A 26,172-nucleotide genomic window follows, 5' to 3' on the forward strand; every position below is an offset into this window, starting at 1 on the left:
CCCCTGTCACAGGCCGAAGGCGATGCCGGTCTTGGTCGCGGTCTTCAGACTGCGCAGGCATGTGGCCGGCTCTATGCCGGCGCCCGCGCACTCCGTCGCGCTGTTGATCAGCACGCGGCCAAGTTTGGTGCAGTCGGTGCCGGCGAGATCGAAACGCGTCACCTTGGTCTTGCCCGCCGGCAGGTCCTTGAAATCGAGGACGGTCAGCCGGTCGACCACGCCCGCATGGTTGAACAAGGCGATCTCGAACGCCGCCTTGGACAGGTCGGCGCCGAGATTGTTGGCAACCACGAATGTCAGCCGGCAACCCTTGTCGGAGGGTTGCGCGCCGTTGAGCTCGAGCGAGAGCCCTAGGCCCGGCGCCTCGGCTTGCGCTGGGCCGGCCACGGCGGCGACAAATGTCGCTGCGATCAGGAAGGATGTCATAGCCGCCGTGATGCTCATCGTTCTCACCAGTCCAGTTGTTTTGCCAATGTCAGCTTGAAGGTCCGGCCCTTGGCGTAGTCGAGCGCGATCGCGTCGCGGTAATAGGCATTGAAGATGTTGTTGATGCCGAACTGCGCCTGCCAGCCTTCGAACTGGCCGGATTGCGGCTTCCACGATGCGAACAGGTCGACAGTGGTCCAGGCGTCGGCTGGAACCACGGTAGCGCTCGGTGTTGCCGACGAAGATGCCGTGCCCTGGATGCTGTTAGGCGCCTCGAAGGCGTGGGTCACCCTGCCGCCGAACTCCAGATCGCGATCCGGCATGCGTGCGCCCAATGAAAGTGCGATCTTGTGCGCCGGAATGGTCGAGAGCGGCTTGCCGTAATTCAGGCCGGGCGTCAGGTTCTCGCCCTTCACGCCGGTATAGGCAAGGTTGGCGAAGACGTAGTCTGAATCGTAAGCGCCCTCGATCTCAACACCGTAGATCCGCGCCTTGCCGACATTGTAGAAGTAGCGGGAAGCGCCGGTCGCCGTCAGCTGGATGAGATCGGTGAGGTCGTTGTAGAAGCCGGTCGTCTTCAGGCTCAGCGCGTCGCCCTCCTGGAGAATGTCGTTGCCGGAAGTGGTGAACCCGACTTCGTAATTGTTGGATTTTTCCTTTTTCAGGTCGACGCTGACGCCCTTGGACCAGGTGTAGAGTTCGTCAAGCGTCGGTAGCCGCTCGGTGTGGGCAATGGAGCCGAACACGCCGAAATTGTCGTTGACCTTGTAGAGCGCCGCGATCTTCGGCGACCAGGCCTGATCGTTGACGTCGACCGCATTGCCGAGCGATTCGGCGGCTTCGCCGGGCTGGCGCCAGACGAAATCGCCGCGCATACCGGCGATCAGCGTCAGCTTTTCGTTCCAGACATATTCGTTCTGCACGAACGCGCCGAGCTTGTTGTCGGTGCCTTCCGGATGAGTGCTGATGGCGTCGCCGGTGCCGGTGATGAGCTGGCTGACCCCGATGCGATCCTGGTGGCTGGCCTGCACGCCATAGGTCAGGAAATTCTGATAGGCTTCGCCGCTGAATTCGGACGTATTCTGCAGATTGGCTTGCCAGGTGCGATAGCCGTAATCCGCATCGATGATGTTCGAACCGGCCAGCGTGCCGTTGCGCTGTTCCACCGCTGTGTCGGAATAGGAGATGTTGGCTTTGATATCGAGCCACGGATTGTCGCTGACCGGGTTGTCGTAACTGAGGATCGCCGTGCTGTCGACGACATGGCGATCGACCGTGCCGAATGCCGCCTGGGTGCCGGTCTGGGCGTAGGCCTGGTTGTCGGCATCGCTGTCCCAGCGCTGGTAGGAGAGGCGAACGACCTGCTCGTTGTTGTCGCCGAAATGCGCCGTTCCCTTCATCAGTCCCGACCAGGCGTTGAAATCCGAACCCAGAAGCTTGGTGCCGTTGCCAAGCGTGAACTCGTCGGCGGTGCGATAATTGCCTGTCGCGAGGAACTCCACATTGTCGTTGAGGCGGCGGGCATAGATGGCCGAGCCGAGCAGCCCATTGCCGTTGGTCTCATAGGAGCTCTTCAGCCGCAACGCGTTGTTCTTGCCGTCCTTGAGGAAGTCGGAAGCGTCCTTTGTGACGAAATTGATGACGCCGCCGAGCGCGCCCGAGCCATAGAGCGTCGAGGAGGCGGGTCCGCGCAGCACTTCGACCTTCTTGTAGAGCTCGGGATCCGAGAAGAACGAGCCCATGCGGTACTGCTCGTAGAATTTCTGCGCGCCATCGACATTGACGATGATGCGGGAACCGTCGGCCGAATTCTCGGTGGAGCCGATGCCACGAATGTTGAAGGCTTCGCCGAAAACGCGCTCGCTGCCGACCATGGTTACGCCGGGTACCGACTTGAACAGCCCGCCGGTCGTCTCGGCCTGCTCGCGATCGATGTCGTCCTGATTGAGAACCGTCACCGCCTGTGGGGTGTTGATGGCGATCTTTTCAGCGCCGGCGCCCAACACCAGCCGCTGCAACAGGGTCACGCGGCCCTTTTTCTCCGCTTCGTTGGTCGTGGCTTCCTGGGCCTTTGCGCCATGCATCCCAACCAATACCGTCACCGCTGCTCCGCCCAGCAGAGCAGCCATATTCCTTGCCACCGGCCCCATAACCCCACTCCAAATTCCAGGTTCAATGCTGGCTGGCGTGGGGCTCGCTGGCATTTTTCACTAAATCCGGCGCCTTAAATGTTGACTCATTTAGTCCGGTATTGCACTGACTAGTAAACATGATTATTCGAGTCAAGAAATGAATCGGCATTTTTGCAACGCCTAGCCAGATGCCCGGCACAGAAAGGGATCGAACCAGATGAACACGCACAATCCCAATGACTTCCGCTACCGCGTCCGGCGTCCCGAAGACGCTTCGGCTCGTTTCGATCGGGTGCCGCTGGCGGTGAGGACCTTGTCCTCGAACACGCTGTTCCAGGGCGAGCACGAGATCGGCATCGAACATCACGGCGCGCTCTACCGGCTGAAGATCACCCGCCAGGGCAAGCTCATCCTCAACAAGTAGGCTTTCAAGAACAGCAAGGGCTAAGAACCATGGATCAGCGGGTGAAACCGTCGCCGCATGAAATCCGGCGGGCGCGGACCGACAACCCGAAGACGCGGGAGCGTGATCTCGCCGCACAGCTCGGCATTTCGGAAGCCGAGCTTGTCGCGGCGCATTGCGGCGACGGCGTCGTTCGCATCGAGCCGCGCGTCAACGATCTTCTGACCGGTCTCGATGCCGTCGGCGAGGTGATGGCGCTGACCCGCAACGAAAGTGCGGTGCATGAGAAGATCGGCGTCTACGACAAGGTCGTCACCGGCGACCACAATGCCATGGTGCTGGGCGAAAACATCGACCTGCGCATCTTCCCGAAAATCTGGGCGCATGGCTTTGCCGTGGAAAAGCGCGACGACGGCGAGATCCGCCGCAGCCTGCAGTTCTTCGACGCGGCAGGCGAGGCGGTGCACAAGGTGCATCTGCGGCCCGCGTCCAACCTCTATGCCTACCAGAAGCTGGTCGCCGGGCTCGAATCGTCGAACCAGGGGCCGACAGTGATGATTTCGGGAGGTGGCACCGAGGAGGAGACCGAGCTGTCGGACAACCCCACAAGCATCGACGATCTGCGTGATCGCTGGAGCCGGCTGACCGACGTGCACCAGTTCTTCGGCATGCTCAAAACACTGAAACTCAGCCGCCGCCAGGCGGTGCGCATGGTCGGCCAGGACTACGCCTGGCTGGTCGACAATGACGCCGTCAGCGCCATGTTCCATCACGCCGCGGCAGGTGAAATGCCGATCATGTGCTTTGTGGGAAACCGCGGCTGCATCCAGATCCATTCCGGCCCGGTCAAGTCGATCAAGCCGATGGGGCCGTGGATCAACGTGCTCGACGAGACTTTCCACCTGCATCTGCGGACCGACCACATTGATGAGGTCTGGGCCGTGCGCAAACCGACCAAGGACGGCCATGTCACCTCGCTCGAGGTCTATGGCGCCGACGGCAAGATGATCATCCAGTTCTTCGGCAAGCGCCATGAAGGCCAAGGCGAGCGCGACGACTGGCGGTTCCTGGCCGAAAACCTGCCGCGCATTCCAAGCCCGACAGCAGCCTGAGGACAACGGCAATGATTTCATTTTTCAGGTTGATGTTGGCGCCGGCGGTCGGTCTTGCCCTGGCTGCTGGTGCGCTTCCGGCCAGCGCCGCCGAAGGCAAGGCTGTCTTTTCCGACCCGTCGAAGATCGCCGCCATCGGCGGTTCGATCACCGAGATCGTCTATGCGCTGGGCGAGCAGGGCCGTCTGATTGCCCGCGATTCGACCAGCCGCTATCCGGAAGCGGCGCTGAAGCTCCCCGATGTCGGCTATATGCGTCAGCTGTCGCCGGAAGGCGTGCTTTCGGTCAACCCGTCGGGAATACTGGCGCTGCAGGGCAGTGGCCCCAAGGAAGCCATCGACGTGCTGAAAAAGGCGAGCGTCCCCTTTATCGAGGTGCCCGACCGCTTCGACAATGAAGGCATAATCGAAAAGATCCGCGTCGTCGGCAAGGCGCTTGGCGCCGATGCCAAGGCCAAGGTGCTGGCGGCTGAGGTCGATGCCAAACTGAAGGCGGCCGAAAAACAGACCGCCTCGATCAAGGAGCGCAAGCGCGTGCTGTTCGTTCTGTCGATACAGGGCGGCAAGATCCTGGCGTCCGGCAGCAACACCGCCGCCGACGGAATCATCAAGCTGGCTGGCGGCGTCAATGCGATCGAAGGCTTTAGCGGCTACAAGCAACTCTCCGACGAGGCGCTCGTCACCGCCAGGCCGGACGTCATCCTGATGATGAACAATGCCGGGCCGGCGACATCGGACGACCAGCTGTTCGCCATCGCGTCGGTCTCCCCGACGCCGGCAGGCGCCGCCCGCAAACTGATCCGCATGGATGGCGGCTATCTCCTGGGTTTCGGCCCGCGCACGGCCGACGCCATCCACGACCTCGCCGTCTCGCTGTATGGCGGGCAGGTCACGGACTGAGCAGGCAATCATGACCAACCAATCGATCGCCGGCCCGGCGGGCACCATGGCGACCGCATCCGAAGGCGACCGTTCGGTCCGTGCCCGCATCGTCATCGTGCTTTTGTGCATTGGCCTTGCCGTCGCCGTGCTGTTGTCGCTGACCTCGGGCGCGTCGGACGCGTCGGCCGTCGGCGTCGTTCGCGACTGGCTGCTGGGGGCGGTGTCTGATGATGCAGCGCTCAGCGCGCGCGACCGGCTGATCGTCTATGACATCCGCCTGCCGCGCGTCATTCTCGGCATGCTGATCGGCGCATCGCTCGCCGTCTCCGGCGCGGTCATGCAAGGGCTGTTCCGCAACCCGTTGGCCGACCCCGGCCTGATCGGCGTCTCCGCCGGATCGAGTCTTGGCGCGGTCGCTGTTATCGTGCTTGGCGGCACCGTTCTAGCGCCCTTCGTCGCGGCATTGGACACGCTGGCCTTACCGCTTGCGGCATTCTGCGGCGGGCTGGCGACGACGCTGGTGCTGTATCAGGTCGCCACAAGACAAGGCCGCACGTCGGTCGCCACCATGCTGCTTGCCGGCATTGCGCTGGCGGCGCTCGCCATGGCGCTGACCGGCATCCTGATCTTCATGGCCGATGACCGGCAGTTGCGCGATTTGACCTTCTGGCAACTCGGCTCGCTGGCCGGCGCGACCTGGCAAAAGATCGGTTCCGTCGGGCCGGTCATGGTGCTGGCGCTGGCGGCAATGCCGTTTTTGGCGCGCGGCCTCAACGCATTGGCGCTGGGCGAAGCCACCGCCGGCCATCTCGGCATCCCGGTGCAGCGGCTGAAATACACGGCCATCGTTGGCGTCTCGGCGGCGGTCGGCGCGTCGGTCGCCGTCAGCGGCGGCATCGGCTTCGTCGGCATCGTCGTGCCGCATCTGTTGCGCCTGGCCATTGGTCCAGACAATCGCTACCTGCTGCCGGCGTCGGCGTTGCTCGGCGCCTCACTGCTGCTTTTGGCCGATGCCGTCGCCCGCACCATCGTGGCACCGGCCGAACTGCCGATCGGCATCGTCACCGCGATATCAGGCGCGCCCTTCTTCCTCTGGATCCTGCTGCGCAAGCGCGGCGTGATAGACCTGTGAGGCCGTCATGATCGAAGCACGCGATGTCTCGGTGGCAATTGGCGGCAAGCGCATTGTCGCCAATGTCGATTTCGCCATGCGGCCGGGCGAAATCGCGGCCATCGTCGGCCCCAACGGCTCGGGCAAGACGACATTTCTCAAGGCGCTCTCCGGCGACCTTGCCTATTCGGGCCACGTCACGATCAACGGCCGCGATCTGTCGGCGATGAAGCCGGTCGAGGCCGCGACGTTGCGCGCCGTGCTGCCGCAGGCGACGACACTGTCCTTTCCCTTCACGGTGCGTGAGATCGTCAGGCTTGGCCTCATTGGCGGGCGTTCCGGCGCGCTGCCCGGCGAAAACGAACGCTTGCCGGAACGGGCGCTGGCGCGCGTCGATCTCGACGGCTTTGCCGGCCGTTTCTACCAGGAGCTTTCGGGCGGCGAGCAGCAGCGCGTGCAGCTTGCCCGCGTACTGTGCCAGGTGTGGGAGCCGGCGCTCGACGGCAAGCCGCGCTACCTGTTCCTCGACGAGCCGGTCTCCAGCCTCGACATCAAGCACCAGCTGATCATCATGAACATCGCCCGCGATTTTGCCAGGCGCGGCGGCGGCGTGGTCGCCATTCTGCACGACCTCAATCTGACGGCCATGTATGCCGACCGGATCTTCGTCATGCATCGCGGCAGGCTTGCCGCCACCGGCTCGCCGCAAGACGTGCTCAGCGACGAACTGATCGAAAGAGTGTTCGATTGCCGGCTGAAAGTCGGCGTGCTGCCCGCCGCAAATATGCCGTTCGTGTTGCCGCAGTCTGCGGCGTAGTCAGGCGGCGGGCGCTCGACGCTCCAGCATGTCGATGCCGAGGAGGTGGCGCACATTCGGGCGCGCCGCCACCATATCGGCGATTGTGTAGCGCGACAGCACGGCGAAGAAGGCGTTGAGCGCTTCGCGCAGCGCCGAATTCAGCGCGCAGCTGTCGATCAGCGGGCATTCGGCGGCGTCGTTCTCGAAGCATTCGGCCATGGCGAAGCTCTCTTCCGTCACCCGCACCACATCGAAAAGGCTGATCTGCTCGGCGGGGCGGCCAAGCCTGACACCGCCATTCCTGCCACGCACCGTCTCGACCATGCCGTGTTCGACCAGAGGCTGCAGGATCTTGAACAGAAACAGCTCCGACACCGAATAGGCGGCTGCGATCTCGGGAATGCGGCTCAACCGTTCGGTGTTGGCGGCGCAATACATCAGGATGCGCATGGCATAGTTGGTCTGGCGGGTCAGCCGCATTTTATCCTCACGAAGCAGTAGCTTGAGCCCAATATGGCCCATACCTTGGAACAATTCCAGACTGGCACCGCATAATAGATGAATACACCCGTCAACTTTATGTGCGCCATCGCGCAGACCGTGAACCGGCTTCTTCGGCGGCGGGCATTCCGGCAAGCGCGATACTAGATAAGATCGAAAGATCGACCAGGAAACGCATATCCATGTCACGATCAGTCCAGGCTCTCGCGCGCATCCAGTCGGACGCGGATACGTACGCCAAGCTGTCTGCGCTCAGGCGCACCAAATTCGTCGCCACCGCCGCGCTCGTGCTTTGCGTCCTCATCTTTGCCGTGGCCAAGTCGTTCGAGGGCCGCCACCCCTGGCTGGGTTTTGTCGCCGCCTTCGCCGAGGCGGCGACGATCGGCGGGCTGGCCGACTGGTATGCGGTGGTGGCGCTGTTCAAACGGCCACTCGGGCTGCCGATCCCGCACACCGCCATCATCCCGGAGAATCAGAGCCGCATTGCCGATAATCTCGGCCGTTTCATCGAGGTCAATTTCCTGGCACCGGAACCGGTGCGCGAAAAGCTCGCCGAGGTCGACTTTTCGGCGCTCGTCGCCGACTGGCTGTCGGACCATGAGCGGGCCGCCGGCCTGTCGCATTTCGTCGGCCGGCTGGTGCCGCAGACGCTGGCGGCCGTCGAGCAATCCGGCCTGCGCGGCTTCGTCACCAGCCGCATGCTGGAGCAGATCGAAAAGGTGCCGCTGGCGCCGCTGGCCGCCGAACTGCTGTCGGCCCTGACCGACGACCGCCGCCACCAAAAACTGTTCGACGAGTTCACCAAGGTGATCGGCCGGTTCCTCAGCGACGGGCAGGCGCTGGCGACGATGCGCGAAAAGATCCGTGAGGAACTGCCGTCACTGTTCAACCTGTTCAGAGCCGACGCCTATCTGTTGAAGAAGATCGTCGCTTCCGCCGGTTCGTTGCTCGACGAGGTGCGGGCCGATCCCGATCACCCGTTGCGGGCCGAATTCGACCACTTCGCCCAGGCCTTCATCGAAAAGCTGAGGACATCCAAGCAGTATGCCAAGCGCGCCGAGAAGCTGAAGCGGGATTTCCTTGCCCGACCGGAGCTGAAGGCGCTGGCCGGCGACATGTGGGAGAGCATGCGCCTGTTCATCGAACAGGATGCCAAGGCGCCAAATTCGATGATCCGCAGCCATCTCACCAACATGTTCGTCGAAGTCGGCCGCCATTTGGCCCACGATCCGCAGATCAGGGCCGACATGAACCAGGGCTTTGTCGTGGCGCTGTCGTCCTTCGTCGAGAGCCAGAAGAGCGGCGTGTCGAAGTTCATCGCCGACCAGGTCAAGCGCTGGGACCTTGCCCAGCTGACAAGGCTGATCGAAATGAACATCGGCCGGGACCTGCAATATATCCGGTTCAACGGCATGGTCATCGGCGGTCTTGCCGGCGTCGTGCTCTATGTTGTCGAGCGGTTGTTTCTCGCCAACTAGCGTACAGCGATCCCCGGGCTCCTTCGCGACAGCTGATTCTACTGCGCGTCCGAATGGACACGCGGCACGCGAGTGCTATTCTGCCCTGCGGGTGCCCAGCATCTGCGGCACAGGGGAGAGAACGACATTGGCAAAACAACCTGAGACTGACTCCTTCATGGACATGTTCAGCCGGTTCGGCCGCGACCTGAAGGTGCCCAATGTCGATGTCGAGGCGATCCTCAGTCATCATCGCAAGAACCTCGAAGCGCTTGAAAAATCAGCCAAAGCGGGCGCCGCCGGGGCGTCCTCGCTATTGTCCAGGCAGCGCGAGATGCTGCAGGACACGCTGCGCGAAATCACCGATATGGCGCAGAGCTACAGAGCGCCAGGCAATCCGCAGGAGTTCATGACCAACCAGGCGGCATTCGCCCGAAAATCCTTCGAGGCAGCGTTGAAGAATGCCGGCGAGGTCGCCGAACTGGTCAAGAGTTCCGGCACAGAATCTGTCGAAATCCTGCGCAACCGGATCAAGGAAGCGATGGAGGAGATCCGCGCCGGCTACGACAAGAAGTGATTTCTGCAGCGTGCGCCGTCTTCTCTTGGCGCAGTCTGACCGCTTCCGGCGCGGCCGCTAGCCAAAGCGCCATCCAGCCCGAAACGGCGGAACGGATTTGCACGCGGCGAATTGACAGAGGCTGTCGGTTCGTGGTCCGGAGGCAGGCGAAGTGATCGGGAAAGCAGGAATGACGGAAATACGGCCTAAAACGCCGCCGACCTTTGAACAGCTGCGGACAATGGCCGGGCAGGAGCTTGGCGTGTCCGAGTGGACGACGGTCGATCAGCACCGCATCGACCAGTTTGCCGAATGCACGGGCGACCATCAATGGATCCATGTCGATCCGGAGCGGGCGAAGCGGCAAAGCCCGTTTCGCACCACGATTGCGCATGGCTATCTGACACTGTCGATCATCGGCGCGCTTGCGCTCGGCATGGGCATCGTGCCCGAAAACACCCAGGCCGCCTTCAACTACGGTTTTGACAAGGTGCGTTTCCTGTCGCCGGTCAGGGTCGGCAAGCGCATCAGGCTGCGCACCACGCTGCTTTCGGTGGATGACAGGGGGCCCGGCCAGTATCTGATGAAGGCCGCAAACACCGTCGAGATCGAAGGCGAGCCGAGGCCGGCGCTGACCGCCGAAACGCTGGTCATGCTTTATGAGCGCCGCAAGCGCGCAGGCGCCTGAGGGTATATCGATATTCAGGTGATGCCGGCCTGCAAATGGCGACTTCCTGCGCTTCCGGTGCTCACGTACGAAAAGTACGCTCCGCTCCGGTTCTCGGTATCAGCCATTTTCGGCGCGGCCTGACCTGAATCTCAACATACCCCGAATGGCGCGCGTCAAGACTGTTGTGCGGCGGATGTGCTAGGTATCCGGCTAGCAAAACGGGCCGAAAGAACTGCCAGGATCAGCGCTACCAGCACCAGACCGCTTGCCGCTTCGAAAGTGGCCCGCATTCCCTGCGCGGCCGCGGCCGGCGATAGGATCGTCGTGTCCGCACCGCCTTGGCCCGTAGCGACCGCGAACACAGCGCCCATCACCGATGCGCCGGTGATGAGGCCGAGATTGCGCGACAGGTTGAGCAGGCCGGAGACGACGCCACGCTCGCCAGCACCGACACCGGTCATGACGGCTGCATTGTTGGCGGTCTGGAACAAGGCGTAGCCAACACAGGTGACAGCGACCGGCATGATATAGCTGGCAATGCCCAGTTCCATCCAGGCCAACGACAGGAGGAAGGTGCCAGCGGTGAGACTGAACAGGCCGGCAATCATCATCCGATGGGCGCCGAAACGATCGACCAGCCGTCCTGCCAGCAGCGCCGACAGGGATGAGACAAGCGGACCGGTCGAAAGCACCAGCCCGACCCTGGCGGCGTCCAGCCCGAGCCCGCGCGACAAATAGAATGGGGCAACCACCAGCGTCGCCATCATCACGGTGGCGACGACGAGGTTCATGGCGAGGCTTGCATTCAACGTAGGGTCGCGGAATTTTGCCGGCTGGATCAAAGGGTTCTCGACCTTTGTCTGCGCAAACACGAACAGAACGACACCGACGCCAGCCGCGATCAGCAGGCCGACATTGAGGGCGCCAAAACTGCCGCGGCCAAGCGTCATGGCCAGTGCATAGGCGGCCAGCGTCAGGGCGAGCAAGACCATGCCGATCCCGTCGAAACCTTGGCCTGCTCCCGCTGCCTTGTTTGCTGCCGGCAGAGCGCGCCAGGCCAGGGCAAAGGCTAGCAGACCGAGCGGCACATTGACGAGGAAGATCGCGCGCCAGCCGAGGCCGGCGATCAGCAGGCCGCCAAGCGAGGGGCCGAGTGTGGTGCCGATCGCCGACATGGCGCCGAGCAGGCCCATGGCGCTGCCGGTCCTTTCCCTGGCGACGGTTTCGGCGACGAAGGCCAATGTCAGGGCCATCATCATGGCCGCACCAAGCCCTTGGGCGGCCCGCGCGGCGATCAACAGCCAAAGGGTTGGCGCCAGGCCGCATAGCACCGAGGCCGATGTGAACAAAGCGATGCCGCCAAGCAGCAGCGGCCGGCGGCCGAAAATGTCGGCGAGCCGCCCGGCGCTGACGATCAAGGTGGTGATGGCGAGCAGATAGGCAAGGACCACCCATTGCACGGACTGGAACGACGCGCCGAACGCCTGCATCAGGGAGGGAAGCCCGACACTGGCGATGCTGGTGCCGAGCGACGACAACAATGTGCAAAGCGCCAGGCTTGCCAGCGCCCATCCCGCCGATTGGATTTTTCCAGGCGCGGATGCCCGCAGATTTTGCTCAGCAACTGTCATGTGACTTCCTTTCCGTCAGATCCCGAAACCAGGGCTTTCAGAGATCTAATCTCCTAGGTGATGTGGCGGAACGCGCAGCATTTGCATCTTATTCATGCATGAAACGCCACATCATTGCCGATCTGTGCTAGGGTCGGCTGATGTCATCGCCTGATCTCAACCTGCTCGTCGCCCTGGATATCCTGCTGACCGAAGGCAGCGTGGCGCGCGCCGCCGAACGGCTAAGGCTTAGCCCCTCGGCGATGAGCCGGACGCTGGCGCGGTTGCGCGAGACGACAGGCGATCCGCTGCTGGTCCGCGCCGGTCGCGGCCTGGTGCCGACGCCGCGCGCGCTGGAATTGCGCCAGCAAGCGGGCCGTGTCGTTCAGGATGCGGAAGTGCTGCTGCGCCCAGCCAGGCTGCTTGACCTCCCAGGTCTGGACCGCACTTTTACGCTTCGCACCAACGAAAGCTTCGTCGAGGAGTTTGGCCCACGCCTTGTCGCCCGCATCGAAGCCGACGCGCCTCACGTGCGGCTGCGTTTCGCGCCCAAGTCCGACAAGGATGTCATGTCGCTGCGCCAGGCGGCGGTCGATCTGGAGATTGGCGTCGCCGGGGAAACCGGGCCTGAAGTGCGCATCCAGGCGCTGTTTCGCGATCGCTTCATCGGCGCCGTGCGAAGCGGCCATCCGCTGAGCGAAGGCATCGTGACAGCGGAGCGCTATGCGGCCGGCCGGCACATCAATGTTTCACGGCGTGGCCGCGAAAGAGGGCCGATCGACGAGGCCTTGAGCCGGCTTGGGCTGCAGCGGACAGTCGTGTGCATGGTCTCCGGCTTCTCGGCCACGCTCGCCATGGCGCGCGCATCCGACCTGATCGCCAGCGTCCCCGAGCGGCACACGGAAGGGGCTCGTGCCGGCATGCACAGTTTTGCGCTGCCCGTGGTGACGCCGGAGGTCACCATCTCCATGCTCTGGCATCCGCGCCTCGATGCCGATCCGGCGCAGCGCTGGCTGCGCGACTGCGTGCGGGAGATCTGTGCGTCGTCCCGCTGAAGGTGGCGCTAGAACTTGGTCACAACCCCAATGCCGATGCCCTCGAAACCGCCCATCGCCATCAAGGCCGCGGGCGCTTCGTCGAGGCTGATCTTCTTGCCGACCAGCAGTTCGGGCTTCAGCTTGCCGCTGCGGATCATCTCCATCATCGCGGGATAGCGATAGGCCTGCATGCCATGGCTGCCGAGGATTTCGAGCTCGAAGGCGATCACCTTGTCCATCGGCACTTGCGGGCGGGCGTGCTCGCCCAGCATCAGGCCGACCTGCACGTGGCGGCCTCGCCGGCGCAAATTCGCAATCGAGTTGAACGAGGTGGTGGGGTGGCCGAGCGCATCCATCGACATATGCGCGCCGCCATTGGTGATCTGCTTGACCGCCTTGACCACGTTCGGCGTCTTGGACGCATTGATGGTGGCGACAGCGCCGATCTTGCTGGCGAAGTCGAGTTTTTCGTCGGTGAGGTCGATGGCGATGACGTTGGCGCCCATGGCGCTGGCGATCATGATCGCCGACAGGCCGACGCCGCCGCAGCCATGCACGGCCACCCATTCTCCGGGTTTCACGCGGCCCTGGTCGACGATGGCGCGAAACGAGGTGACGAAGCGGCAGCCGAGGCTGGCGGCGGTGGCGAATTCCATCTCGTCGGGCAAGCGCACGAGATTGGTGTCGGCATGGTCGATGGCGACATATTCGGCGAACGAGCCCCAGCTGTTGAAGCCGGGCTGCGACTGGTGCTCGCAGACCTGATGGTTGCCGGAAGTGCATTCGAAGCAGCGGCCGCAGCCGACGGCGAACGGCACGGTGACGCGCTCGCCGGCCTTCCAGCGGGTGACCCGCTTGCCGACGGCGACCACGATGCCGGCCAGTTCATGGCCCGGCACATGCGGCAGCGTGATATCGGCGTCATGACCCATCCACCCATGCCAGTCGCTGCGGCACAGCCCAGTCGCCTCGACCTTGATGACGACGCCTTCCGGCGCCGGCTTCGGATCGGCAACGGTCTGGATCGTCGGCGCTTCGCCGAACTTTTCGAAGACGACGGCTTTCATCGGCAGTTCCTCATGCTTTTATCCCAATCGCCTATTCGGCATCGATCTGCTTCTCTGGCGCCGCCTTCTGGAAGGCTGGCAGCGCCATGCAGGCGGCGTGGATACGCGATATCGTGGGGTATGGCGTCAGGTCGACGCCGAAGCGGGCGTTGCTGGCGATCTGGGCAACCAGGCAGATGTCGGCCAGGCCGGGCGTGTCGCCATTGCAGAATGTTTTTGTCTGCGGCGACGAAGCCAGAATCTTTTCAAGCGGCTGGAAACCTTCGTTCACCCAGTGCCGGAACCAGTTGACGACATCCTGGTCGCTGGCGCCGAACAAATTGCGCAGCGAGGTCAGCACACGCAGATTGTTCACCGGGTGGATATCGCAGGCGATCATCTGCGCCAGCATCCTGACGCGGGCACGGCCAAGCGCATCCCTGGGCAGCAGCGGCGGGTCGGGCGTCGTCTCGTCGAGATACTCGATGATCGCCAGCGACTGCGTCAGCAGCGTGCCGCCCTCCAGGATCAGCGCCGGCACCAGCCCTTGCGGGTTGACCGAGAGATAGGTGGGCTCGAGATGCTCGCCATGGCGCAGATGATGCGGCACGTAGTCATAGGTCAGGCCCTTCATCTCCAGCGCGATCCGCACGCGGTAGGAGGTGGAGGAGCGGTAGTAATTGTGGAGGACGAGGTCGCTCATCGGATCACTCCCTCGGCTGACCGATGGTCAGTTCGATTGCGCCGATGCCATCGACGCCGCCGGTGATCGTCTGGCCCGGCCCAACCACGCCGACGCCGGCCGGCGTGCCGGTGAAGATCAGGTCGCCGGGCTGCAGTTCCACCGCCTCGCTGCAGATCGAGACGATGTCTGCTATCGGCCAGATCAGCTCGGCGAGGTTGCCGTCCTGTCTCATCTTGCCGTCGACGGCGAGCCAGATGCGGCCTTTTTCAGGATGCCCGGACTTCGATGCTGGAACCAGCGGACCGCAAGGGGCGGAACGGTCGAAGGCTTTGGACCAGTCCCACGGCCGCGCCGCTTTCTTGGCTTCATCCTGCAGGTCGCGGCGTGTGAGGTCGACGCCAACGCCGTAACCCCAGACATGATCCAGCGCCCGGTCACGCGCAATGCGGAAGCCGGCCTTGCCGATCGCGACAACCAGTTCGATCTCGTGGTGCAGGTTCTTGGTCAGCGGCGGATAGGGGATCGCGGTGCCGGAATCGACCACCGCGTCGCTCGGCTTGGTGAAGAAGAAGGGCGGATCGCGCTCGTCATTGCCGAGTTCGCGGGCATGCGCGGCGTAGTTGCGACCGACGCAGAAGATGCGGCGCACCGCAAAACGCTCCGCCGAGCCGGCGACGGCCACGGAAGGTGTTGCGGGCAAGGGAAGGACGTAGGCTGTCATGCACTGTCTTTGCTCGGGGTTTGCGCCGGCACATTCGACCGATTTGGACGGCCGGGCAAGGCATGGTGGTTGAGAAAGCCGGACATCACCGGTTGGCAAAAGATGGCGATAGACTATTTGCCAATAAGCTGGCCATGGTCGCGGGTCTATTGTCGGCCAGGGAGAAAGCAAAACGAACGCCATGACCACAGTCCACGATCGCGCCCGGTTTCTCATCATCGACGACCATCCGCTGTTTCGCGAGGCGCTGCACAGCGCGGTGCAGATGGCCTATCCCGAAGTCGACACGGTGGAAGCGCGCTCGATCACCGAGGCGCTCGACCTTCTGGCTGACGCCAAGCCGTTCGACCTGGCGCTGCTCGACCTCAGCATGCCTGACGTGCATGGCTTTGATGGACTGCTGCAGCTGAGGACCCGCTATCCGCGCCTGCCGGTGGTCATCGTTTCGGGTCACGAAGAGCCAAAAATCATTTCCGAGGCGCTGTCCTACGGTGCGGCCGGCTTCATCCCGAAATCGGCGCGCAAGAGCGACCTGGCCGCCGCCATCCGTTCGGTGATGGAGGGCGCGATCTATGTACCGGAAACCTATGAGGGCCAGCCGCCGGACGCCGACAGCACCGACCGTGCCGACATGGTGCAGCGCCTGGCCAAGCTGACGCCGCAGCAACTCAGGGTGCTGCAGATGCTGCGCCAGGGCCTGCTCAACAAGCAGATCGCCTATGAACTGCAGGTCGGCGAGACGACGGTCAAGGCACATGTCTCCGAAATCCTGCGCAAGCTCAATGTGTATAGCCGGACGCAGGCGGTGATCGAAGTGTCGAAGCTCGACAATGCGGAGCTCTTTCGGGATCAGGCTGGGTTTTGAGGGGGCGACGCGACAGTAAGTGCCCCGTCACATGCCCTATCAATACTTCGATCAATTTCTGACAATATCTAGAATACTTTTAATCCTCTGATATGATAGAGCAATAAAACACAAAATAATACAAAGAAAATTGCATGGCATTTCCTTATGAATAGGACAACTTCTCGCGACTGCCCCTCGTTTAACATTTTTTGATTATCGGAATCGTACCTAAAATAAGCCATACCACTCATGATAAAAATAAATATTAAAAAAATAAGATATATGACCTCACCTCTAACATGATCTATCGAGGCTATAAAATTTGAATTTGGAACGTATAACCTTTTTGTTCTTATAAATACGATAACAATAAAAGATAGTATGACAGATATACCGGAAAAAATAAATGCCAACAGCGTAATACCTTTTATAATTTTTTCCTTATTCCCGAAGTATTCGCCGCTCATTTGTCTATATTTCCAGTTATCCAATATATAATTTATTCGACAACAGCATATCCTCCACAAGACGCCTTGCCGCGCACTTTAACTCTAATCGAATTCCGGTGACAGTGCACAGTTTTCTTTCTCGCCACCGAAGAAGATTGCGAACGCCGGCGCTGCCCCTCATCCGGCTGCCGCCACCTTCTCCCCGTATAGTGACGGGGAGAAGGAAATCCTAAGCCAGCAAATGCGCCAATAGTGCCCGCAATTGCGCCGGCTTCAGCGGCTTGCGCATCAGCTCGATGCCGGCAGCGCGGGCGGCTTTCACAACGGCTTCGGAACTGTCGGCGGTGACGATCAGCGCCGGCACGGCGCGGCCGACATAATCGCGGACCTCGGCGATGGTGGCGGTGCCGAGATCGCCGCCGTCGAGATGCTGGTCGGCAATGACGATGTCGGGCACCCAGTCGGTATCGCCAAGCAGGCTGAGCGCGTCGTCGGTCGAGGTGGCGGCGCGCACCAGGCATTGCCAGCGCTCGAGCAGGAAGGTCATCGCCTGCAACACGTCGGCGTCGTTCTCGACCAGCAGCACCTTGGTGCCGAACAGGCCATAGCCGCGCGGCCGTTCCATGTCGGCGGCGCTGGCGATGGCGTCGGCCGTCGCCCCTATGCCGACCGGGACGTCGATGTGGAAAATCGTGCCGCGTCCGACCTTGGATGAGAAGGTCACGGGATGGCCGAGTGCGGCGGCCATGCGCCGCACGATGGCCAGGCCCAGCCCCAGCCCGCCGCCGGCAAGCCCGGCATCGGTCGACATGGTGCCGCGCTGGAATTCCTCGAACACCGTCTCGCGCTGGTCGTCGGGAATGCCGCAGCCGGTGTCGGCGACGTCGATACGGATGGTGTCGCCGCGATGCCTGGTGCCGATAAGGACGCCGCCGGAGCGGGTATAGTGCAGCGCGTTGGACAGGATGTTCTGCAGAATGCGGCGCAGCAAGGTGCGGTCGGAACGCACGACGGTGCTGACCGGGCGAAATTTCAGCGTCAGGCCCTTCATCTTGGCCACGGGGAGGAAATCCGAACGCAGCGACGAAAACAGCGTCTCCAGATTGACATCGCCAATGTCGGGCTGCACCACGCCGGCATCGAGCTTGGAAATGTCCAGCAGCGTGCGCAGCAGGTCTTCCATCGTCTCCAGCGACCGCTCGACCTGGCGGACCAGCTTTCTGCCTTCGTCGCTGGTCTGCACCTCGGCCAGCGCCGAGACGGACAGATGCGCCGCGTTCAGCGGCTGCAGCACGTCGTGACTGGCCGCCGCCAGGAACCTGGTCTTGGAGAGGTTCGCCAGCTCGGCGTTTTCCTTGGCGGCGCTGAGGTCGATATTGGACTGTTCGAGCCGGCGCAAGGTCGAATGCAGTTCCTCGGTGCGCGTGCGCACCCGGTTTTCCAGCGAAATCGCTGTCTGAAACAGCGAGAAGGCGTTGCCCTGCTGGTCCATCGAGCGCTCGACCCGGCTGACCAGTGCGGCATTGATCTTCTTCAGCTTCTCGAGGTCATTGATGTCCCTGAGCGGCATGGAAAAGATCCTATTCCGCCGCCTGGCGTTCGCCGAAGGCAATGCCGGTAAAGGTCTGGTTCAAATGCATCGAGCGGTACTGTTCGCCATAGGTGCCAAAGCCGATGACATTGTTGACCCGGTAGAGCTCCGAAATGTCGCGAAAGACCTGGCGGTTGCGGGCGTCGAGCCGGCGCAGCACGCAATCGAAACCGAGGATCATGTCGATGCCGCCCAGCCGCTGCTCGACGTCTCTCAGTGCAGCGCGCGTCGATTCCACCATGTCTTTCGGCTGGGCAATCGACAGCACCACGCCGTCGTCGATGGCGCAGAAGAACGACAGCGAGCCGTCCGGGTGCATCTTCTGGATCGAGCGGCAGTAATATTCGCCACCCACCTTCACCACCACCGGATGCGAGGCGAAACTCAGCGGCGTCAGCGTCTGCGGCATGATACCGACCGAGGCGGCATATTCCTCGGCGGCATTGATGGCGTTGAATTCGCGCACGATGCGGTGATCGGGGTCGGACGCCGTCACCACCAGCTTTTCGTCGGTCGGAACGAAATTGTCGGTCTTGAAGACGTGGAAAGGAATTTCCGTTGATATCAGCACGATGATGGCGCTGTCCGAGGTGACCTTGCCGTTCGAGATCAGCCGCGTCGTCTCGAATTTCAGATCATCGCCCGCCGATCCGCCAATCAGCGGAATGTCGTCGAGCCCCCAATGGATGGCCGAGGTCACCGCCTCCTCGGCATAGGACAGGCCGTCGATGAAGCAGAGCGCAAACGTGCTTTTGGCCGGTTCGTGCGCGACGCGGCCACGCAGCAGGCGCCTTAGTGCCCCGACTTCGCCGGTGATCCTGTCCATCCCCGACGAGGAGAGATTATCGACCATGGTGCTGGCCACCGAAAATGATGAGGAGGGGAGCAGCAAGGCAAGGATATGGCCTTCCTCCAGGCCTTGCGGGGTGATTTCGCCAGCAGTCGAGCAACCGGCATAGGCAAGCGCCGGCGCGTGGGCCTTCAGCGCTTCCGACAAGGCCGTTGCATCGACGAGGCTCTGGGAGAAAAAGATGAGCGCGAAGCCGGCATCGATGAGTAAAGCTTCGGCCGCTATCGCCCGGGCAAAAGCATCCGCGTCGGGCTCGTCCGTGGTGAGCGCCGACAGGCCGGATGCGTAGCTCCTGCGTGAACTGGCCAGCTGCTTTCTCCTGCGTTTCCCTCCGACGCCTTTTTTGTGCGCATCGGGCGCGCGGGCGTCGAAAGGGATTGTTGTCTTCAAGCGAGGCTTTGGCAATGGGCCAGGCCTATTCGGCGTGACCGAAAGTACAATATGCGGAATTTCGGACGAACTGCATGCTCGCAACCTCGGAATTCGTAGCCTTTTTCCCGCGCGTTATGCGGTGTAGCAATAGCGAAAGCCGGAGCGCCCAGGCACCACCCGGCGGCCAAACGACCAAGGTAGTACCCAGGGAGGTTTCATGTCTGAAATATCGTTGATGGTGAACGGAAAGCGGATTAGCGGTGTTGCCGAGGGCCGCACACTTCTGGTGCATTTCCTGAGAGAGAATCTCGGCCTCACCGGGACCCATGTCGGCTGCGACACGTCGCAGTGCGGCACCTGCGTCGTTCATGTCGACGGCAAGGCGGTGAAGTCCTGCTCGATGCTCGCCGTGCAAGCCTCCGGGTCGAGCATCGTGACCATCGAAGGGCTGGCCAACGGCGCCGACCTGCATCCGGTGCAGGCGGCATTCAAGGAACATCACGGCCTGCAATGCGGCTTCTGCACGCCAGGCATGATCATGACGGCAACCGATATGATCGCCCGCCATCCCGAAGGCCTCGACGAGGCGACGGTACGCGCCGAGCTGGAAGGTAACATCTGCCGCTGCACCGGCTACCACAACATCGTGAAGGCGATCCTCGCGGCATCGAAGACGATGTCGAAGGCGTCGAAGGGCAAGGCGAAACAAGCTGCGTGAGGGATGAAGCGAGTAGCGAATAGTGAGTAGCGAGTAGTCGGCTTTCTCTGACCGAGCTCCAACTCACCACCATTCACCTGCTCGCTATTGGCTACTCACTACTCGCTATTCTGGGAGGAATTTCTGCGATGGGCATTGAAGGTATTGGCGCTCGGGTCGTGCGCAAGGAAGACAAAAGGTTCATCACCGGCGCCGGCCGTTATGTCGACGACATGGTGGTTCCAGGCATGAAGCATGCGGCCTTCGTGCGCAGCCCGTACGCGCATGCGCAGATCAAGAAGATCGACGTCAAGAAGGCGCAAGCCATGCCTGGCGTGATCGGTGTCCTCACAGGGAAGGAGCTCAAGGCCGACGGCATCGGCAACCTCATCTGCGGCTGGATGATCCACTCCAAGGACGGCTCGCCGATGAAGATGGGCGCATGGTCGCCGCTGGCCTTCGACAAGGTGCGCTATGTCGGCGACGCGATCGTCATCGTGGTGGCGGAAACCAAGGGCCAGGCACGCGACGCCGCCGAGGCCGTCGAGATCACCTACAAGGAACTGAAGGCCGTCGTCGATGCCTCCAAGGCGATGGACAAGGGCGCGCCGCAGATCCACCCGGAAGCCGACAACAATCTGATCTTCGACTGGGACATCGGCAATGCCGACGACACCGCGGCCGCCTTCAAGAAGGCTGCCCATGTCGTGAAGATGGACATCGTCAACAATCGGCTGGTTCCCAACGCCATGGAGCCGCGCGCTGCGCTCGGCCACTACGACAAGGCCGAGGATCACTACACCTGCTGGACGACCTCGCAGAACCCGCATGTCGCGCGGCTGGTGATGAGCGCCTTCTACAATGTCGCTCCGGAAAACAAGCTGCGCGTCATTGCGCCCGATGTCGGTGGCGGCTTTGGCTCAAAGATCTACATCTATCCCGAAGAGATCGTCTGCCTGTGGGCCTCGAAGAAGACCGGCGTGCCGGTCAAATGGGTGGCCGACCGCACCGAGAGTTTCCTCACCGACGCGCATGGCCGCGACCATCACACCCACGCCGAAATGGCTTTTGACAAGGACCACAAGATCCTCGGTCTCAAGGTCGAGACCAAAGCCAATCTCGGCGCCTACATGTCGCTGTTTTCGTCGGCGACGCCGACCTATCTCTACGCGACGCTGCTGTCGGGCCAGTACAATATCCCGGCGATCCACGCCAACGTGAAGGCGATCTACACCAACACGGCCCCGGTCGATGCCTATCGCGGGGCAGGGCGGCCGGAGGCGACCTTCGTCATGGAACGGCTGATGGAGACGGCGGCGCGCCAGTTCGGCGTTTCGCCGGCCGACTTGCGCCGCAAGAATTTCATCACCGCGTTCCCGCACCAGACGCCGGTCATCATGTGCTATGACGCCGGCGACTATGCCGCCTCGCTCGACGCGGCGATGAAGGCTTCCGACTATGCCGGCTTTGCCAAGCGCAAGGCGGCGGCCGCCAAGAAGGGCCTGCTGCGCGGCATCGGCATGAGCTGCTACATCGAGGCTTGCGGCATCGCGCCGTCGGCGGCGGTGGGCTCGCTCGGCGCCGGTGTCGGCCTGTGGGAATCGGCCGAAGTGCGGGTCAACGCCGTCGGCACGATCGAGGTGCTGACCGGCTCGCACAGCCATGGCCAGGGCCATGAGACGACTTTTGCCCAGCTGGTCAATGAGCGCTTCGGCGTGCCGCTCGACAGTGTCTCGATCGTCCATGGCGACACCGACAAGGTGCAGATGGGCATGGGCACCTATGGTTCGCGCTCGGGCGCCGTCGGCATGTCGGCCATCGTCAAGGCGCTCGACAAGGTCGAAGCCAAGGCCAAGAAGATCGCCGCCCACCTGCTCGAGGCAGACGAGGGCGACATCATCATCGAAAACGGCGCGCTGAAGGTCGCCGGCACCGACAAGACCGTGCCATGGTTCCAGATGGCGCTCGCCGCCTACACCGCCCACAATCTGCCGGGCGGTATGGAGCCCGGGCTGAAGGAGACGGCGTTCTACGATCCGTCGAACTTCACCTTCCCGGCCGGCTGCTACATCTGCGAAGTCGAGGTCGATCCGGAAACCGGCACGACCGAAATCATCCAGTTCGTCGCCGCCGACGATTTCGGCAACATCATCAATCCGATGATCGTCGAGGGCCAGGTGCATGGCGGCATCGCGCAAGGGGTCGGCCAGGCCTTGCTCGAAGGCGCCCACTATGACGCCAGCGGGCAACTGCTGACGGCGAGTTATATGGACTATACGATGCCGCGCGCGGGCGACCTGCCGTCGTTCAAGGTCTCGACCTCGAACACGCCGTGCCCGGGCAATCCGCTCGGCATCAAGGGCTGCGGCGAGGCCGGCGCCATCGGTTCGCCGCCGGCGGTGATCAACGCCATCACCGACGCCATCGGCACCAACGATCTTGCCATGCCAGCATCGCCGTCCACTGTGTGGGCTGCGATCCGCACCGCAAAGCATTGAAAAGCGAATAGTGAATAGGGAGTAGCGAATAGGGAAGAAAGGGCGGTGCGAGAGGATGGTTCCTATTCGCTACTCGCTACTCCCTATTCGCTCTTTCCCCTAAGGGAGAAAGCCAAATGTACGCAGTCAATTACCACCGGGCCGCCTCGGTCACTGAAGCCGCAAAGCTGATCAAGACGGGCGATGCCAAGCTGTTGTCGGGCGGCATGACGCTGATCCCCGCCATGAAGACGCGGCTTGCCGCACCCTCCGATCTCGTCGACCTGTCGCGGATCAAGGAGCTGCAAGGCGTCAAAGTGTCGGGCAAGACCATCACCATCGGCGCCGCCACCACCCACTTCGATGTCGCCAACGACGAGAAGCTGCGCAAGGCCTGCCCGGCACTCGCTCATATGGCGTCGCTGATCGGCGATCCGGCGGTACGCCACAAGGGCACGATCGGCGGCTCGATCGCCAACAATGATCCGGCGGCCGACTATCCGGCAGCACTCTTGGCGCTGGGAGCCACCATCGTCACCAACAAGCGCGCGATCGCGGCCGACAAATTCTTCAAGGGCCTGTTCGAGACGGCGCTGAAAGAAGGCGAGATCGTCACCGCGGTGAGCTTCACCGCGCCTGCCAAGGCGGCTTACGAAAAGTTCCGCAATCCGGCATCGCGCTATGCGATCGTCGGCGTCTTCGTGGCCAAGGGCAAGGACGGGGTCAGCGTTGCCGTCACTGGCGCCGGCGATGACGGCGTCTTCCGCTCGAAGGAGATCGAGGCGGTATTGGCCAAGAACTTCGCGGCTTCGGCGCTGGAAGGCGTGAAGGTTTCGGCGAAGAATTTGATGACCGATATCCACGCCTCGGCCGAATATCGCGCCAATCTGATCGCGGTGATGGCCAAGCGCGCGGTGGCTGCGACCAACGCCTGAGTGTTTGCGAAGGAGAATAGAAAAGGGGCCTTCGCGGCCCTTTTTCATGGAGTTGCGCAGGCATGACCGGTGCTACACGGCCTTGCCTTTGCGCCAAGCCAGATAACGGCGCAGGCCGGCTTCCCCGCGCGGCGTAGTCCACCGATGGTTCCAGGCGAAGGCGGGCCGCAGCAGCGGCGCCAGGAACTTCAGGATCGGCCTTTCGACCGTCACCTGCCAGGTCAGCTTGACATGGGTGCCCGTGCCCGACGGCGACAATTCTGCCCGCCACAACCCGTCGAAATCACCGATCGTCTTGACCCCGACGAGTTTGCCGGGATCCATTTCGACCGCCTCTACGATGAAATTCAATTCATAGGGCAGGGCGCCGCGCGCCCGGGCTTTGGCTCTTGAACCGACAACGCCCTTGCCCTTCTTGTCGAGCGGCACGACCTCTTTGTAGACATCGCCCCACCAGAGCGGCAGCAGCTCGGCGTCGGACAGCACGTCCCAAACCTCTTGCGGCGTTGCCCCCGGAATGTCCCAGCTCTCGTCGAAGCGAAAGACGTTGCTCGGCATGGTGTTTCGCCCTGGCTGGCGGAAACGCTTATTTTAGCCATAGCTTCCTTGCGTGACCAGTGCCGCCGCCGCCTCAGCCAGGGATCTGCCTGACATAGTAGCGCACCGCCTTTTTGCCGCCGTGGATGACCGCGTCGCCGACTTCGACAAAGCCGAGCGCGGCGTGAAATGCATCCGAGGCCGGATTGGGCGGTTCGGCGTTGACCTCGCAAGTGACGATGGTGTGGCCCGCGCGGGCGGCCTCCACGAACAGTTCGCCATACAGAAGGCGGGCATGGCCGCGGCCCCGCGCCGCACCGGCGACGACGACGCGGTCGACATAGACGAAGCGCTGGTAGCGCTCACGGAACCAGAGGAAGTTCGGACTGTCGTAGTTTGCATCCTGGTCGAAGGTCATGATGAAGGCTTCGAGCGCCCCGATGCGGCGGGCGTAAAATGCCTCGCCGAGCAGGAAGGACAGCCGCTCCGGCTCCAGCCACGACAGTTCGGCCGCATGCTCGTTGTTGAGCGCGAGGATTGCCGGTTCGTCTTCTGCCGAGACGCGGCTGATGACCGGAACGGCGGCGGCTGTCATGCCCTCACCGCCGCGATCGTCGCTGCCACCAGCGCCTGGTCGGTGACCGTGGTGCGGTATTCGCGGTCGAGGTCGGTGCCACCCATGCCGACTTGCGGGTTGCGGTAGGCCATCGCGCTCGGCACGTCCGAGAGTGCGGCGAAATGCATCTCCGTCAGCCCGGTTTTTTCCAGCACCTTGGCGATGTTTTCGGGGTCAAGCGCACCGCAGCCGAGGATGATGATGCGGTCGCCGGCCTGGCGGACCAGATCCGCCAGCAGCGCAGCCCCTTCCAGTGCGGTGTCGCGCTGGCCGCTGGTCAGCACGCGGCCCACCTTGCAGCGGACCAGCGCTTCAAGCGCCTCGGCCGGGTCGCGCGTCATGTCGAAGGCGCGGTGGCAAGTAACGTTCAGGGGGCCGGCCGCACGCACCAGTTCGCTCATGCGCTCCTCGTCGATGCTGCCGTCGGCGTTCAGGCAGCCGACGACGACGCCGGCCACGCCGAGGTCTCTGAGCGCACTGACATCGGCGAGCATCGAACGATATTCCGCCTCGCCATAGAGAAAATCGCCGCCGCGTGGCCGCACGATGACATGGAAGGGGATGGTCGCGCGCTCAAGTGCTGCGCGCACCGTGCCGAGGCTCGGCGTGATGCCGCCTTCGACCAGGCTGGCGCAGAGTTCGACCCGATCGGCGCCGGCGGCTTGCGCGGCCAGCAGGCCATCGATGCCTTCGACGCAGATTTCGATCAGCGGCAAGCGAGCGTTGTTGTCGGGGGTCAAAGGGGCCAATCCATTGCTGATTCCAGTCGCCCAAGCGGTAGCATCGGGCCGATAGCTGCGAAAGCCGGATAGTAGGCTGGACCTACGCCGAGGCCGGCCCTGTCTTTGACACCGGCGCCATCAGCACCAGATGGTAGGGAGCATCTTTTCGCCATTGTAGGCTTTGAACGACTCACTCAAACCATAGTGGTCAATCGCTCGTCTGGTCAGTCCGCCCGCTTCCACGGAGCTTGTTGAATGCCCTTCCAGATCGACCCGGCGACGATCGAGGCCTATCTGGAAGTCATCACCATCAATCTCGTTCTGTCGGGCGATAATGTCGTGGTGATCGGCATGGCGGCCGCCGGCCTGGCGAAGGAGCTGCGCCAGAAGGCGATCATATCAGGCATTGCCGCGGCGGCGGTGATCCGCATCGTTTTTGCCGTGGTGGCTGTGGAGCTGCTGGAAATCTCTGGGATCATGCTTGTCGGTGGCCTGCTGCTGTTCTGGGTGTGCTGGAACATGTTCGGCGAATTGCGCTCCGCCGGGGACAGCGACGACGGCGCCGCTCCTGCGGCAGCGGCAGGGCGGCCGGCCAAGGCGTTGCGGACGGCAATCATCCAGATCATCGTCGCCGACGTTTCGATGTCGCTGGACAATGTGCTCGCCGTGGCGGGCGCGGCCAGCGACGACATGGATGCGCTGATCTTTGGCCTCATCCTATCGGTGGTCCTGATGGCGGTTGCCTCGACGCTGGTGGCGGCGCTGCTGGCCAGATACCGCTGGATCGGCTGGCTTGGTCTGGCGGTCATCGTCTACGTCGCCGGCAGCATGGTGCTGGATGGCGTCAGGCAATTGGCAGCGGTCGACTACCACGCGCTCGTTTTGCAAACCTCGGACCACCAAGTCGTTGCGCAAACGCCCGCTTGACGCCC

Annotated in this window: 26 protein-coding genes; 14 read left to right on the forward strand and 12 right to left on the reverse strand. The window is 62.7% G+C overall.

Annotated elements, in window-relative coordinates; all coding sequences use genetic code 11:
- Positions 1-6: 6 nt before the first annotated feature.
- Together AC1D0N_RS22805 and AC1D0N_RS22810 are read right to left on the reverse strand one after the other, a co-directional pair.
- The gene (locus tag AC1D0N_RS22805) at positions 7-444 is read right to left on the reverse strand and encodes a hypothetical protein (protein WP_477247879.1); all 438 of its coding nucleotides are present in this window, start codon (positions 442-444) and stop codon (positions 7-9) included.
- 5 nt (positions 445-449) lie between these two features.
- Entirely contained in the window at positions 450-2,555 is a 2,106-nt protein-coding gene (locus tag AC1D0N_RS22810) for a TonB-dependent receptor domain-containing protein (RefSeq protein WP_477247880.1), read from the reverse strand.
- Positions 2,556-2,775: 220 nt separating this feature from the next.
- Between AC1D0N_RS22810 and hemP the strand changes: the two genes are divergently transcribed.
- The 5 genes from hemP to AC1D0N_RS22835 are packed head-to-tail and all read left to right on the forward strand — an operon-like array spanning position 2,776 to position 6,882.
- Complete coding sequence (hemP, locus tag AC1D0N_RS22815; protein ID WP_477247881.1) at positions 2,776-2,982, forward strand: hemin uptake protein HemP; 207 nt, start codon at positions 2,776-2,778, stop codon at positions 2,980-2,982.
- Between the two features lie 29 nt (positions 2,983-3,011).
- The gene (locus tag AC1D0N_RS22820) at positions 3,012-4,073 is read left to right on the forward strand and encodes a hemin-degrading factor (RefSeq protein ID WP_477247883.1); all 1,062 of its coding nucleotides are present in this window, start codon (positions 3,012-3,014) and stop codon (positions 4,071-4,073) included.
- Positions 4,074-4,084: 11 nt separating this feature from the next.
- Positions 4,085-4,972 (forward strand): heme/hemin ABC transporter substrate-binding protein, encoded by an 888-nt coding sequence (locus tag AC1D0N_RS22825; RefSeq protein ID WP_477247886.1) that lies wholly within the window; start codon positions 4,085-4,087, stop codon positions 4,970-4,972.
- 10 nt (positions 4,973-4,982) lie between these two features.
- Positions 4,983-6,086 (forward strand): FecCD family ABC transporter permease, encoded by a 1,104-nt coding sequence (locus AC1D0N_RS22830; RefSeq protein WP_477247888.1) that lies wholly within the window; start codon positions 4,983-4,985, stop codon positions 6,084-6,086.
- A 7-nt stretch (positions 6,087-6,093) separates the two neighbouring features.
- Positions 6,094-6,882, forward strand: a complete 789-nt coding sequence (locus AC1D0N_RS22835) for a heme ABC transporter ATP-binding protein (RefSeq protein WP_477247889.1) — start codon at positions 6,094-6,096, stop codon at positions 6,880-6,882.
- Here AC1D0N_RS22835 and rirA read toward each other — a convergent pair whose 3' ends face one another.
- Positions 6,883-7,344, reverse strand: coding sequence for an iron-responsive transcriptional regulator RirA (rirA, locus tag AC1D0N_RS22840; RefSeq protein WP_477247890.1), 462 nt, complete (start codon positions 7,342-7,344; stop codon positions 6,883-6,885).
- Positions 7,345-7,547: 203 nt separating this feature from the next.
- Here rirA and AC1D0N_RS22845 point away from each other — a divergent pair, with 203 nt between their 5' ends.
- From AC1D0N_RS22845 to AC1D0N_RS22855, 3 genes are all read left to right on the forward strand, one after another.
- Complete coding sequence (locus AC1D0N_RS22845) at positions 7,548-8,843, forward strand: DUF445 domain-containing protein (RefSeq protein WP_477247892.1); 1,296 nt, start codon at positions 7,548-7,550, stop codon at positions 8,841-8,843.
- 127 nt (positions 8,844-8,970) lie between these two features.
- Positions 8,971-9,399, forward strand: a complete 429-nt coding sequence (locus AC1D0N_RS22850; protein ID WP_477247893.1) for a phasin family protein — start codon at positions 8,971-8,973, stop codon at positions 9,397-9,399.
- Between the two features lie 169 nt (positions 9,400-9,568).
- The gene (locus AC1D0N_RS22855) at positions 9,569-10,066 is read left to right on the forward strand and encodes a MaoC family dehydratase (protein ID WP_477247895.1); all 498 of its coding nucleotides are present in this window, start codon (positions 9,569-9,571) and stop codon (positions 10,064-10,066) included.
- A gap of 155 nt (positions 10,067-10,221) precedes the next feature.
- Here the strand turns inward: AC1D0N_RS22855 and AC1D0N_RS22860 are convergent, their stop codons facing one another.
- Positions 10,222-11,679, reverse strand: a complete 1,458-nt coding sequence (locus tag AC1D0N_RS22860) for an MFS transporter (protein ID WP_477247897.1) — start codon at positions 11,677-11,679, stop codon at positions 10,222-10,224.
- 140 nt (positions 11,680-11,819) lie between these two features.
- On the opposite strand from AC1D0N_RS22860, the gene AC1D0N_RS22865 reads away from it, so the two are divergent.
- Positions 11,820-12,713, forward strand: a complete 894-nt coding sequence (locus tag AC1D0N_RS22865) for a LysR family transcriptional regulator (protein WP_477247899.1) — start codon at positions 11,820-11,822, stop codon at positions 12,711-12,713.
- An 8-nt stretch (positions 12,714-12,721) separates the two neighbouring features.
- Here the strand turns inward: AC1D0N_RS22865 and AC1D0N_RS22870 are convergent, their stop codons facing one another.
- Genes AC1D0N_RS22870 through AC1D0N_RS22880 form a run of 3 tightly spaced genes read right to left on the reverse strand, consistent with a single transcriptional unit; the run spans position 12,722 to position 15,147 of the window.
- On the reverse strand, positions 12,722-13,762 hold the full coding sequence (locus tag AC1D0N_RS22870) for a zinc-dependent alcohol dehydrogenase family protein (protein ID WP_477247901.1): 1,041 nt from the start codon (positions 13,760-13,762) through the stop codon (positions 12,722-12,724).
- 31 nt (positions 13,763-13,793) lie between these two features.
- On the reverse strand, positions 13,794-14,444 hold the full coding sequence (maiA, locus tag AC1D0N_RS22875) for a maleylacetoacetate isomerase (protein ID WP_477247903.1): 651 nt from the start codon (positions 14,442-14,444) through the stop codon (positions 13,794-13,796).
- A gap of 4 nt (positions 14,445-14,448) precedes the next feature.
- Positions 14,449-15,147, reverse strand: coding sequence for a fumarylacetoacetate hydrolase family protein (locus tag AC1D0N_RS22880; protein WP_477247904.1), 699 nt, complete (start codon positions 15,145-15,147; stop codon positions 14,449-14,451).
- A 181-nt stretch (positions 15,148-15,328) separates the two neighbouring features.
- Here AC1D0N_RS22880 and AC1D0N_RS22885 point away from each other — a divergent pair, with 181 nt between their 5' ends.
- On the forward strand, positions 15,329-16,012 hold the full coding sequence (locus AC1D0N_RS22885; protein WP_477247906.1) for a response regulator: 684 nt from the start codon (positions 15,329-15,331) through the stop codon (positions 16,010-16,012).
- A 660-nt stretch (positions 16,013-16,672) separates the two neighbouring features.
- Here the strand turns inward: AC1D0N_RS22885 and AC1D0N_RS22890 are convergent.
- Together AC1D0N_RS22890 and AC1D0N_RS22895 are read right to left on the reverse strand one after the other, a co-directional pair.
- The gene (locus AC1D0N_RS22890) at positions 16,673-18,013 is read right to left on the reverse strand and encodes an ATP-binding response regulator (RefSeq protein WP_477247908.1); all 1,341 of its coding nucleotides are present in this window, start codon (positions 18,011-18,013) and stop codon (positions 16,673-16,675) included.
- A gap of 10 nt (positions 18,014-18,023) precedes the next feature.
- Entirely contained in the window at positions 18,024-19,274 is a 1,251-nt protein-coding gene (locus AC1D0N_RS22895; RefSeq protein WP_477247910.1) for an FIST N-terminal domain-containing protein, read from the reverse strand.
- Between the two features lie 199 nt (positions 19,275-19,473).
- Between AC1D0N_RS22895 and AC1D0N_RS22900 the strand changes: the two genes are divergently transcribed.
- The 3 genes from AC1D0N_RS22900 to AC1D0N_RS22910 all read left to right on the forward strand — a co-directional run bounded on the left by AC1D0N_RS22900 (position 19,474) and on the right by AC1D0N_RS22910 (position 23,365).
- On the forward strand, positions 19,474-19,974 hold the full coding sequence (locus AC1D0N_RS22900) for a (2Fe-2S)-binding protein (protein ID WP_477247912.1): 501 nt from the start codon (positions 19,474-19,476) through the stop codon (positions 19,972-19,974).
- A gap of 128 nt (positions 19,975-20,102) precedes the next feature.
- Positions 20,103-22,451 (forward strand): xanthine dehydrogenase family protein molybdopterin-binding subunit, encoded by a 2,349-nt coding sequence (locus AC1D0N_RS22905; RefSeq protein WP_477247914.1) that lies wholly within the window; start codon positions 20,103-20,105, stop codon positions 22,449-22,451.
- 116 nt (positions 22,452-22,567) lie between these two features.
- Positions 22,568-23,365, forward strand: coding sequence for an FAD binding domain-containing protein (locus tag AC1D0N_RS22910; protein ID WP_477247916.1), 798 nt, complete (start codon positions 22,568-22,570; stop codon positions 23,363-23,365).
- 72 nt (positions 23,366-23,437) lie between these two features.
- Here AC1D0N_RS22910 and AC1D0N_RS22915 read toward each other — a convergent pair whose 3' ends face one another.
- The 3 genes from AC1D0N_RS22915 to AC1D0N_RS22925 form a co-directional block, all read right to left on the reverse strand.
- Entirely contained in the window at positions 23,438-23,923 is a 486-nt protein-coding gene (locus AC1D0N_RS22915) for an SRPBCC family protein (protein ID WP_477247918.1), read from the reverse strand.
- A gap of 73 nt (positions 23,924-23,996) precedes the next feature.
- Positions 23,997-24,497, reverse strand: a complete 501-nt coding sequence (locus AC1D0N_RS22920; RefSeq protein ID WP_477247920.1) for a GNAT family N-acetyltransferase — start codon at positions 24,495-24,497, stop codon at positions 23,997-23,999.
- On the reverse strand, positions 24,494-25,258 hold the full coding sequence (locus AC1D0N_RS22925) for a copper homeostasis protein CutC (protein ID WP_477247922.1): 765 nt from the start codon (positions 25,256-25,258) through the stop codon (positions 24,494-24,496). The genes AC1D0N_RS22920 and AC1D0N_RS22925 overlap by 4 nt, the downstream gene beginning before the upstream one ends.
- A gap of 237 nt (positions 25,259-25,495) precedes the next feature.
- Between AC1D0N_RS22925 and AC1D0N_RS22930 the strand changes: the two genes are divergently transcribed.
- Entirely contained in the window at positions 25,496-26,167 is a 672-nt protein-coding gene (locus AC1D0N_RS22930; RefSeq protein WP_477247924.1) for a YjbE family putative metal transport protein, read from the forward strand.
- The last annotated feature ends 5 nt before the right edge of the window (positions 26,168-26,172 follow it).

It is taken from the genome of Mesorhizobium sp. P2_E10 (assembly GCF_056404235.1).